Source organism: Actinophytocola sp., assembly GCF_036555685.1.
Lineage (GTDB): Bacteria > Actinomycetota > Actinomycetes > Mycobacteriales > Pseudonocardiaceae > Actinophytocola.
In genome coordinates, this window is the sequence record NZ_DATBKY010000176.1 from 21,710 (window position 1) to 31,395 (window position 9,686).

Here is a 9,686-nt window from a genome sequence, read left to right on the forward strand (position 1 = left end):
GCCATGAACGAGCCCGACGAGCCGCGGCCCAAACCCCGCCGCACGCGTGCCGACGCGCTGCGCAACCGCGAGCACATCCTCCGCGCGGCCGCTGACCTCATCCTCGAGCGCGGACCGACGACGCCGATGGAGCTGATCGCCCGCAAGGCGGGCGTCGGCATCGCGACGCTCTATCGCCACTTTCCCGACCGTACGGTCTTGCTTCGTCAGGTCGCGCTCGACACGCTGCGCTCGTCGGCCGAAGTGGCCAAGTCGGCGCTCGCCGAGGAGCCCGACGCGTTCACCGCGCTGGGCCGCTTCATGCACACCGCGATCGACCTGCGCATCGGCGCGGTGATGCCGGTGCTCGTCGACCGCCTCACGATGGACGACGAGCTGCTGGAGGCGCGGCGCGTCTGCCGCGAGGCGCACGACGCGCTCGCCCGGGCCGCGCACGACGAGGGTTCGCTGCGCCCGGACGTGACCGCCGGCGACATCAGCCTGCTGATCATCCGGTTCACGCCGCCGCTGGCGGGCCTGCTCTCCGCCGAGAACAACCGCAGGCTCAGCCACCGCCACCTCGAGCTCATGCTGGACGGGCTGCTCCGGTTCCTGTCCCACGAGCAGCTTCCGGGACCGGCGATGTCGTTCGAGGAGCTGATGGAGATGGAGGCGCAGCCGGACCGCGGTTACGTCGGCGCCGGCGTCGGCAATGGACCCTGGTGGACCAGCGACTCCTGACCTCAGCCGGACTTTCGGGACGCGGTGGCGCGCGGGCGCGGCTGGCAGCGCGGGCAGGAGTACGACGACCGGTTCATGAACGGCTCGCGGCGGACCGGGCGGCCACAGCGTGGACAGGGCAGGCCCTCCTGCCCGTACACGGCGAGCGAGCGGTCGAAGTAGCCCGACTGCCCGTTCACGTTGACGTACAAGGCGTCGAACGACGTACCGCCCGCACCGAGCGCCTCGGACATCACGTCGGCGGCCGCCGACAGCACCACGCCGGCGCGCGCCGCGGAGAGCCGGGCGGGCGGCCGCGCCCAGTGCAGCTTCACCCGCCACAGCGCCTCGTCGGCGTAGATGTTGCCGATGCCCGACACCAGCGACTGGTCCAGCAGTGCCCGCTTGATCTCCGTCCGCTTCCGGCGCAGTGCGGCCACGGTCGCGGGCAGCGAGAACAGCGGGTCCATCGGGTCGCGCGCGACGTGTGCGATCAGCGCGGGCACGCGGGTGCCGTCCACCTCGACGAGATCGTCGAGGGTGAACCCGCCGAACGTGCGCTGGTCGACGAACCTCAGCTCCGGTCCGTCGTCGGCGAAGGAGAACCGGATGCGCAGGTGCTTCTCGTCCGGCGCACCGGCCGGCTGGACGAGCAGCTGCCCGCTCATGCCCAGGTGCGCGAGCAGCGCCTCGTCCTCGTCGAGCGAGATCCACAGGTACTTGCCGCGCCGCGACACCGCCTCGATCGCGCGGTCCGCGAGCCGGCCGGTGAAGTCCGTCGAGCCCAGCGTGTGCCGGCGGATGGCCCGCGGATGCAGGACGTCGACCGCGCGCAGCCGCCGGCCGGTGACGTGTGCGGCGAGCCCCCGGCGGACGACCTCGACCTCCGGTAACTCGGGCATGTCCGCCTCCCCGGAATTCAGGTGTCGGGCGCGTTCCGGCGAGCGGTGCGGACGTGCGGTTGGTTGGTGGCCGAGCGCGTCCCGGTCGCCGGAGGTTCCGTTGGTCGGACCAGGACCTCACAAAGACGACAGCTCCTAGGCCGTGGCGTCCTTGCCCGACTTGATCAGCTCGGAGAGCGTGCGCCAGGCGGCCTCGGCCGCCTTCTGCTCGGCCTCCTTCTTGGTCTTCCCGTCCCCGCTCCCGCGGTCCTGCCCGGCCACGATGACCGTGGCGGTGAACTCCTTGCGGTGGTCCGGGCCCTCCTCCTGCACGCGGTACTCGGGCACGCCGAGGCTCGCCTGCGCGGTGAGCTCCTGCAACGAGGTCTTCCAGTCCAGCCCGGCACCGAGCAGCGGAGCCTCGGTGAGCAACGGGTCGAACAGCCGGTGCACCAGCTCGCGCGCGGTCTCGATCCCGTGCGCGAGGTACACGGCGCCGATCACGGCCTCCATGCCGTCGGCCAGGATGCTCGCCTTGTCCCGGCCGCCGGTCAGCTCCTCGCCCTTGCCCAGCAGCAGGTGCGCGCCCAGCCCGGACTCCCCCAGCCCGCGGGCGACGCCGGCCAGCGCGTGCATGTTCACCACGCTCGCGCGCAGCTTCGCCAGATGCCCCTCGGGCAGGTCGGGGTGCGTGCGGTACAGGTGATCGGTGACGACGAGGCCGAGCACGGCGTCACCGAGGAACTCCAGCCGCTCGTTCGGCGGCAGGCCGCCGTTCTCGTAGGCGTAGGACCGGTGCGTCATGGCAAGGGTCAGCACCTCGGCGTCGAGCTCGACGCCGAGTGCCTCGGTCAGCTTGGCCGGATCGGCCGCCGGACCCCGGGCCGCCCTAGCACCCACTGCCGGTTACCACCTTCGCGCCGGTCAGGCTGGCTCGACGACCTGGCGGTTGTCGTACTGGCCGCACTCCGGGCAGACGACGTGCGGCGGCTTCAGCTTGCGGCACGCCCGGTTCGAGCACTCCACCAGCTGCGGGGCGCTGGTCTTCCACTGCGACCGGCGCGAGCGCGTGTTCGAACGCGACTTCTTCCGCTTGGGGACGGCCACGACTCAATCTCCTTCTGCGAAGCTCATGGTGGGAGGGACTCAGTCGTCCCGATCCGTGCTGAACCGCTCGGTGAGCGCGGCCCACCGAGGGTCAATCGTCTCATGCCGGTGATCCGGACCGAGATCGGCCCACTTGCGGCCGCAGTCGGGGCACAGCCCGGCGCAGTCCGGCGTGCACAGCGGCACGCTCGGCAGTGCGAGGACCGTGGCGTCGCGGACCACGGGCTCGAGGTCGACGAGGTCGTCCACCAGGCGGGCGATCTCGTCCTCGTCGGTGGTCTGCTCCGTCGCGCTGTCCGGGTAGGCGAACAGCTCGGTGAACTCGACCTCGACGTCCCCGCCGGCGATCGGGTCCAGGCAGCGCGAGCACTCGCCTTCGATCGGGGCGTACGCGGTACCGCTGACGAGCACGCCCTCGACCACCGACTCGAGCAGCACGTCCAGCTCCACCCGCGCATCCTTGGGCACGGCGATGACACCCTCGACCCCGAGCGGGTCCTGGGTGTGCACGACGCGGTGCACCTCGCGGGACAGACCCGGCCGGCGACCCAGCTCGCGGGTGTCGATGACCCACGGGCTCCTGCGTTGTTCGGACATGTCGAACTCGACGCTTCCCAACCGTTGATTGTTCCGGGGCGCACGTGCGCGCCCCGGCCGTCCAGCGTACGTCAGGCTTGGTAGTCGAAGGGTGCGGCACCGCCGCCCGCCGCGACGCCGCGCAGGTGCGCGCGGCCCTTGTCGACCGTGCGCAGCGTGTGCGTGAGCAGGTCGCCGAACTCGGCGAGCTTGCTGTCGACGTACTCGTCGCACTCGGCGCGCTGGCGGGCGGCCTCGTCGGCGGTCGCGTCGAGGATGCGGGCCGACTCGGCGTGCGCGGCCTGCACGACCTCGGTCTGGGAGACGATCCGGGCCTGCTCGAGCCGGCCGTCCTCGACCTGGCGCTCGTAGGACTCGCGGCCGGCCTGGACCATCCGGTCGGCCTCGGCCTGGGAGCGGTCGACCAGGTCGTCGTACTTGGCCTGCCCGGCGGCGACGGTCCGCTGCGCCTCCGCCTCGGCGTCGGCGACGAGCTGGTCGGCGTGCACGCGGGCCTCGGCGACGAGCCGCTCCGCCTCCGCGCGGGCGGCCGCGATCGTCTTGTCCGCCTCGAGCTTGGCCAGGCTGGCCGTCTGCTCGGCCTCGTGCTCGGCCTTGCCGACGATCTCGTCCTTGCGGTCGAGGACGTCCTGCGCGTCGTCGACCTCGGCCGGAAGGGCGTCACGCACCTCGTCGAGCAGCTCGAGGATGTCCCCGCGAGGCACCACGCAGCTGGACGTCATCGGCACTCCCCTGGCCTCCTCCAGGATCGTGACGAGCTCGTCGAGCGCCTCGAACACCTTGTACACCCGTGCCTCCTCCGCTCCCCCGGCGCGTGACTCCAGGGTTCAGTCTGCCGCCTTGGGCAGGGCGTTCGGTGGAGGCGGGGCCCTCCTGGCGTGTCAGGCGTTCACGTCGACCAGCACGAAGCTGGCGTAGCGGTCCGGGGTGTAGAAGAACTCGCCGTTCGCGCCGGTGATGAGCCGCCGTTCGCCGCGGTCGGGCGCGCCCGGGGTGGGCACCGTGTAGAGGTGGTAATAGGCGGCCGGACACGCGGGCAGCACGCCCTCGCGGTTCTCGTAGACCGTGCCGTCCTCGGGGTACGGGTACGGCCCGCCGGCGCGGACCAGCTCCACCGTGTCGGCCACCTCGGCGGGCAGGCTCGACAGCGGGGCCTGGTCGATCCCGGTCGGGGTACCGCAGTCGTTGCCGCCGCTGCCGCCGAGGTCGATCAGCGAGAACGTCTCGTAGTGGTCGCCGGTGTAGAAGTGCTCGCCGCCCTGGCCCGTGACGATCCGCCGCGCGCCGCGGTCCGGGCTGCCGGGCGTCTTCACCGTGTACTCGTGGTAGTAGCCGCTGTCGCAGTCGGGCAGGATGCCCTCGCGGTTGTCGAAGACGGTGCCGTCCTGCGGGTACGGGAAGGGCCCGCCACTGGCGATCAGGTCCTCGGTGTCGGCGGCCTCGGGCGGCAGGTCGGCCAGCTTCACGACGTCGTAGCCGGACGTGTCGCCACACGGCGGCTGGGCGAGGGCCGTGGCGGTGGTGTCGGTGGCCGAGGTCGCCGCGAACGTCGCGGTCGAGACGCCGAACACGCCGAGGACGGCGATCAGCACGGTGAGTAGCGTCTTCACGGACTTGGGCGCGCCGTTGCTCATTTTCTGACCGTAACTCCAGAGCGTGACGACGATATATACGCCGATCGTCGGTTACCCGTCAGTTTCAATTGCTCGCATGGACGACCTACGGATCCGCCGCGCGGCGGCCACCGACGTTCCCGCCATCGTCGCGATGCTCGCCGACGACCCGCTGGGCGCGAAGCGTGAGTCGCCCGGCGACCCGGCCTACGCGACCGCGTTCGCGGAGATCGACGCCGACCCGCACCAGTTCCTCGCCGTCGCGGAGGCGGACGGGTCCGTGGTCGGCACGCTGCAGCTGACGTTCATTCCCGGCTTGTCCCGGCGCGGGGCGACGCGGGCGCTGATCGAGGCGGTGCGGGTGCGGTCCGACCAGCGCGGGGCCGGGGTGGGCAGGCGGCTGGCGGAGTGGGCCATCGACACGGCGCGGTCCCGCGGCGCGGCGGTGGTGCAGTTGACGACCGACGCGAGCAGGCGCGACGCGCACCGGTTCTACGAGCGGCTCGGCTTCGTCGCGAGCCACGTGGGCATGAAGCTGATCTTCTGATCAGTTGTGCTCGGCGAGGCGCTGCAGCAGGCGGCGGTGGACGTTCTCCGGGAGCAGGTGCGCCACGTTGCCGCCGTAGGTCGCGACCTCCTTGACCAGCGAGCTGGACAGGAAGCTGTTGAGCGGCTTGGTCGGCATGAACAGCGTCTCGACGCCGGTCAGCTGCTGGTTCATCTGCGCCATCTGTAGCTCGTAGTCGAAGTCGCTGACCGCGCGCAGGCCCTTGACGATCACGCCGATGTCGTGCTGGCGGCAGTACTCGACGAGCAGCCCGTGCCACGAGTCGATCCGCACGTTCGGCAGGTGCGCGACCGTCTCGCCGAGCAACTCCATGCGCTCCTCGACGGGAAACAGGCCGCGCTTGTTCTTGTTGATCAGCACCGCGACGACGACCTCGTCGAACACGGCGGCGGTCCGCTCGATGATGTCGAGGTGACCGTTGGTCGGCGGGTCGTAGGAGCCAGGACACACCGCGCGCCTCATGGGCGGAAGGTATCAGCACGAGACCAGCCCGACAGGCCGACGGTGGTGCTGATCACTCCGCCTCGGCCCACTGCAGCTCGGTGTCCCCGTACCGGCGGATCCGACCCGGCACCAGCCCGGCCGGCCAGGTCAGCGGACCCGAGCGGCGGGCTCGCTCGACGACCACGAGAGAGCCCGGGCCGAGCCAGCCGGACGCGACGAGCGCCGCCAGGTCGGCGGTGGGGTCGAGCGCGTACGGCGGGTCCGCGAGCACCAGGTCGAACGGCTCCGGACACGCCTCGGCGAGCACCGCCGACACCCTGCCCGGGCGCACGACCGCCCCGGGCAGCCCGACGGCCGCGACGTTCTTGCGCAGCACCGCGAGCGCGCTCGCGTCCGACTCGACGAGCACGGCCGTGGCGGCTCCCCGGGACAGCGCCTCGAGGCCGAGCGCCCCGGTGCCGGCGTAGAGGTCGAGCACCCGGGCGCCGTCGAGGTCCATGGCGGCCTCGACGGCGCTGAACAGCGCCTCCCGGACGCGGTCGGACGTCGGCCGGGTGCCGCGTTTCGGCACGGTGAGCTGCCGCCCGCCCGCGGTTCCGGCCACGATCCTCGTCACGGGGACATCGTGACGCAGGCCGCGCGGACCCGGGTTCCCCGCCCCCGGGCAGGTGAATTCGCGTAGGCTCGCTTGTCCCACTCACTACCTGGAGCGGCTGGGTGTCGCACACCTCTGTCAGGCAGGCCGAGATCGCGGTCGAGCAGGCGCACGTCGATGTCGTGTACGCACGCGTCGAGGAGATGCGCACGGAGGCCCGGGACATGCGCCGCCGCGGTGACCAGCTCGCCCACGGCGCCCGCAACGAGGCGATCTTCGAGCAGGCGTCGATGCTCTTCGAGCGCGACGTGATGGTGCGGCACGCCAACCAGATCCTGCGCAGCCTCGACGCGGAGCACGAGGGCCTGGTGTTCGGCCGCCTGGACACGACCGACGGCGACGGCGGCTGCGACCTCGAGACCATGTACGTCGGCCGGCTCGGCATCCGGGACGTCAACTTCGACAACCTCGTGACCGACTGGCGCGCGCCCGCCGCGGCCGCGTTCTACCAGGCGACCGCCGAGGAGCCGATGAACGTCGTGCGCCGGCGGGTCATCCGCTCCACCGGCCAGTCCGTAGTGGACATCGACGACGATCTGCTCGCACCGGACAAGCGGCCCGAGGGCATGGCGGTGGTCGGCGAGGGCGCGCTGATGGCCTCGCTCACCCGCGCCCGCGGCGACCGGATGCGCGACATCGTCGCCACGATCCAGAAGGAGCAGGACGAGGCGATCCGGGCGCCGTGGCGCGGCATCACGGAGATCACCGGCGGGCCGGGCACCGGCAAGACCGCGGTCGCGCTGCACCGGGTCGCCTACCTGCTCTACCGGGACCGGCGGCGGATGGGCGGCTCGGGCGTGCTCGTGATCGGCCCGTCGACGGCGTTCACGTCCTACATCTCCCGGGTGCTGCCCTCGATGGGCGAGGACACCGTCGAGCTGCGTTCGCTGGGCCAGGTGCTCGACGGCGTGGCGGGCGAGCGGCACGACTCGGCCGAGGTCGCGCGGATCAAGGGCTCGCTGCGGATGCGCCGGGTCCTCAAGCGCGCGCTGCGCGAGGCCCCGCCGGACGCGCCGGAGGAGATGCGGATCACCTACCGCGGCGAGGTGCTCAAGCTCGACGCCGCGGAGCTCGCGCGGGTGCGCCGGTCGGTGCACTCGGCCGGGCGCCCGCCCAACCAGTCCCGGGTGGACGCCGCGGAGGCGTTGCTGGAAGCGCTGTGGCGGCAGGCCGACGGCCGGCCCGGCATGGACCACGACGAGCTCGTCACCAACCTCGGCGAGCGGATCGACTTCCACCGGTTCGTGGTGGTGTGGTGGCCGATCCTGACCGCGGCGGAGGTGCTGGGCTGGTTCGCCGACCGCGCGCGGCTGGCCGCGGCGGCCGGGCGGGCGCTGTCGGCGCGCGAGGTCGACCTGCTGGCGGAGTCGTGGACGGTGCCGGAGTCACAGCCGGCCGCGCCGACGGTCGCGGACGTGGCGCTGCTGGACGAGCTGCGGGTGCTGCTGGGCAAGCCGCCGCGCCGGCACCGGCGGCGAGCCGCGCAGCAGGCGGCGGAGCTCGCGGCGTGGGGCGAGGACACCCCGGCCTACCGGCGGGCCGAGCACTACGACGAGTACTCGCACATCGTCGTCGACGAGGCGCAGGACCTGTCGCCCATGCAGTGGCGGATGGTGGGCCGGCGCGGCAGGTACGCGAGCTGGACGATCGTCGGCGACCCGGTGCAGAGCTCCTGGCCGGACCCGGTCGAGGCGGAGTCGGCGCGCACGACCGCGCTCGGCGCGCGCACCACGCGGCGGCGCTTCACGCTCGCCACGAACTACCGGAACTCGGCGGAGATCTTCGAGCTGGCCGCCCAGGTCGTCGGCGACGTCGCGACCGCCGACCAGCTGCCGACCGCGGTCCGCTCGACGGGCGTGAAGCCGTCGGTCCGCGCCCTGTCCGCCGCCGAGCTGCCGGCCGCCGTGCGCACCGCCGCCGAGGAGCTGTTGTCCGATGTGGACGGGACGGTCGGCGTGATCACCGCGACCGGCCGGCTGGCCGAGGCCCGCGCCACGCTGTCCGACGTGGACGACGACCGGCTGTCCGTGGTGGACGGTCTGGAGGCGAAGGGCCTGGAGTACGACGCGGTCGTCCTCGTGGAGCCGGGCGAGCTCGTCACCGAGTCGACCACGGGCCCGCGCACCCTGTACGTGGCGCTGACCCGCGCGACCCAGCGCCTCACCGTGCTGACGACCGACCCGTCCTGGCCGTCGGCCTGACTCAGGCGACGACCGCGTGCGCCAGCACCGAGAGCCGGATCGGCGCCAGCGTGTCGGCTCGCTCCCACATGGACGCGTCGACCGACTCGCGCTGGGTGACCACGCGGATCTTGCCGAAGCCGTGCCGCGCAAGCAGGTCCGCCATGTCCGCAGTGGACAGGCAGCTTCGCCACGGCTCGCCGCGTGACTCGATGGCCGAGCCGATCGCCACGGCGTACGCCTCGCCCGCCTCGTCGCGGTCGCCCCGCGGCAGTATGTGGTCGGCGACCAGCTCCGTGCCGGACGCGAGCGTGCCGAGGACGGCGAGCACCCGCTCGATGGCCGGCAGGTCGAGGTACACGGTCACGCCGAGCCAGCCGACCAGCGCGCGGCGGGCCGGGTCGAAACCGGCGGCGGCGAGCCGGTCGAGCAGTTCGTCGGTCTCGAAGTCGACCGGCACGTAATTCACCGGGCCGTCCGGTGCGACCGATTTCTTGTATTCCTGGGTCTCGGGCTGGTCCACCTCGAAGACCCGCACCGACCGCGCCAGCGGCGAGCGGTGTGCGAACGAGTCGAGCCCGGCGCCGAGCAGCACGTACTGGTCCACCCCGGCGGCGGCCAGGCACTCCTCCGTGAACCGCGCACGGGCCGTGACCTGCGCACGGGCGGCAGACAGGATCGGGTGCGTGCCGTGCAGCCGGTGGTAGTCGATCAGCTCGCCGGCCCGCGAGCCGAGCAGGCGCGCGGCGACGGGATCGTCGAGGAGGAACGGCGGGCGGTCGACGAGACGGTGTGCGGCACGCGCCGCCGCGGCCATCAATGCGGTCTGGGAAATCACGTCGTGCACACTACCGACCGATTTCCTTACTATATCACAAAAAGAAAACATTCGAAAGAGTACGCGAATAACGAAGCGGCGGGTCACGCATGGGACGCGCGACC

General features: G+C 72.2%; 12 protein-coding genes. 3 read left to right on the forward strand and 9 right to left on the reverse strand.

What is annotated here, in order from left to right; translation table 11 throughout:
- The first annotated feature begins 3 nt into the window (after positions 1–3).
- On the forward strand, positions 4–720 hold the full coding sequence (locus VH969_RS16830) for a TetR/AcrR family transcriptional regulator (protein WP_331975162.1): 717 nt from the start codon (positions 4–6) through the stop codon (positions 718–720).
- Between the two features lie 2 nt (positions 721–722).
- On the opposite strand, the gene mutM is transcribed toward VH969_RS16830, so the two are convergent.
- The 6 genes from mutM to VH969_RS16860 all read right to left on the reverse strand — a co-directional run bounded on the left by mutM (position 723) and on the right by VH969_RS16860 (position 4,918).
- Positions 723–1,601: a bifunctional DNA-formamidopyrimidine glycosylase/DNA-(apurinic or apyrimidinic site) lyase gene (gene mutM / locus VH969_RS16835; protein WP_331975164.1), complete on the reverse strand. Its 879-nt coding sequence runs from the start codon at positions 1,599–1,601 to the stop codon at positions 723–725.
- 135 nt (positions 1,602–1,736) lie between these two features.
- Positions 1,737–2,480 carry a ribonuclease III gene (gene rnc, locus VH969_RS16840; RefSeq protein WP_331975166.1) on the reverse strand — a complete coding sequence of 248 codons (744 nt, stop codon included), beginning with the start codon at positions 2,478–2,480 and terminating at the stop codon, positions 1,737–1,739.
- A gap of 24 nt (positions 2,481–2,504) precedes the next feature.
- Positions 2,505–2,687 (reverse strand): 50S ribosomal protein L32, encoded by a 183-nt coding sequence (gene rpmF / locus VH969_RS16845; RefSeq protein ID WP_331975168.1) that lies wholly within the window; start codon positions 2,685–2,687, stop codon positions 2,505–2,507.
- 39 nt (positions 2,688–2,726) lie between these two features.
- Positions 2,727–3,284: a YceD family protein gene (locus VH969_RS16850; protein ID WP_331975184.1), complete on the reverse strand. Its 558-nt coding sequence runs from the start codon at positions 3,282–3,284 to the stop codon at positions 2,727–2,729.
- 71 nt (positions 3,285–3,355) lie between these two features.
- Complete coding sequence (locus tag VH969_RS16855) at positions 3,356–4,072, reverse strand: DivIVA domain-containing protein (RefSeq protein ID WP_331975170.1); 717 nt, start codon at positions 4,070–4,072, stop codon at positions 3,356–3,358.
- Between the two features lie 93 nt (positions 4,073–4,165).
- Positions 4,166–4,918, reverse strand: a complete 753-nt coding sequence (locus VH969_RS16860; protein WP_331975172.1) for a guanyl-specific ribonuclease — start codon at positions 4,916–4,918, stop codon at positions 4,166–4,168.
- 76 nt (positions 4,919–4,994) lie between these two features.
- On the opposite strand from VH969_RS16860, the gene VH969_RS16865 reads away from it, so the two are divergent.
- Positions 4,995–5,444 (forward strand): GNAT family N-acetyltransferase, encoded by a 450-nt coding sequence (locus VH969_RS16865; protein ID WP_331975174.1) that lies wholly within the window; start codon positions 4,995–4,997, stop codon positions 5,442–5,444.
- Here the strand turns inward: VH969_RS16865 and coaD are convergent, their stop codons facing one another.
- Both coaD and rsmD read right to left on the reverse strand, forming a co-directional pair.
- The gene (gene coaD, locus VH969_RS16870) at positions 5,445–5,927 is read right to left on the reverse strand and encodes a pantetheine-phosphate adenylyltransferase (protein WP_331975176.1); all 483 of its coding nucleotides are present in this window, start codon (positions 5,925–5,927) and stop codon (positions 5,445–5,447) included.
- A 52-nt stretch (positions 5,928–5,979) separates the two neighbouring features.
- On the reverse strand, positions 5,980–6,525 hold the full coding sequence (gene rsmD, locus VH969_RS16875; RefSeq protein WP_331975178.1) for a 16S rRNA (guanine(966)-N(2))-methyltransferase RsmD: 546 nt from the start codon (positions 6,523–6,525) through the stop codon (positions 5,980–5,982).
- Between the two features lie 101 nt (positions 6,526–6,626).
- Between rsmD and VH969_RS16880 the strand changes: the two genes are divergently transcribed.
- Positions 6,627–8,765 carry a HelD family protein gene (locus VH969_RS16880; RefSeq protein WP_331975180.1) on the forward strand — a complete coding sequence of 713 codons (2,139 nt, stop codon included), beginning with the start codon at positions 6,627–6,629 and terminating at the stop codon, positions 8,763–8,765.
- A gap of 1 nt (position 8,766) precedes the next feature.
- On the opposite strand, the gene VH969_RS16885 is transcribed toward VH969_RS16880, so the two are convergent.
- Positions 8,767–9,582, reverse strand: a complete 816-nt coding sequence (locus VH969_RS16885) for a class I SAM-dependent methyltransferase (RefSeq protein ID WP_331975182.1) — start codon at positions 9,580–9,582, stop codon at positions 8,767–8,769.
- Between the last annotated feature and the right edge of the window lie 104 nt (positions 9,583–9,686).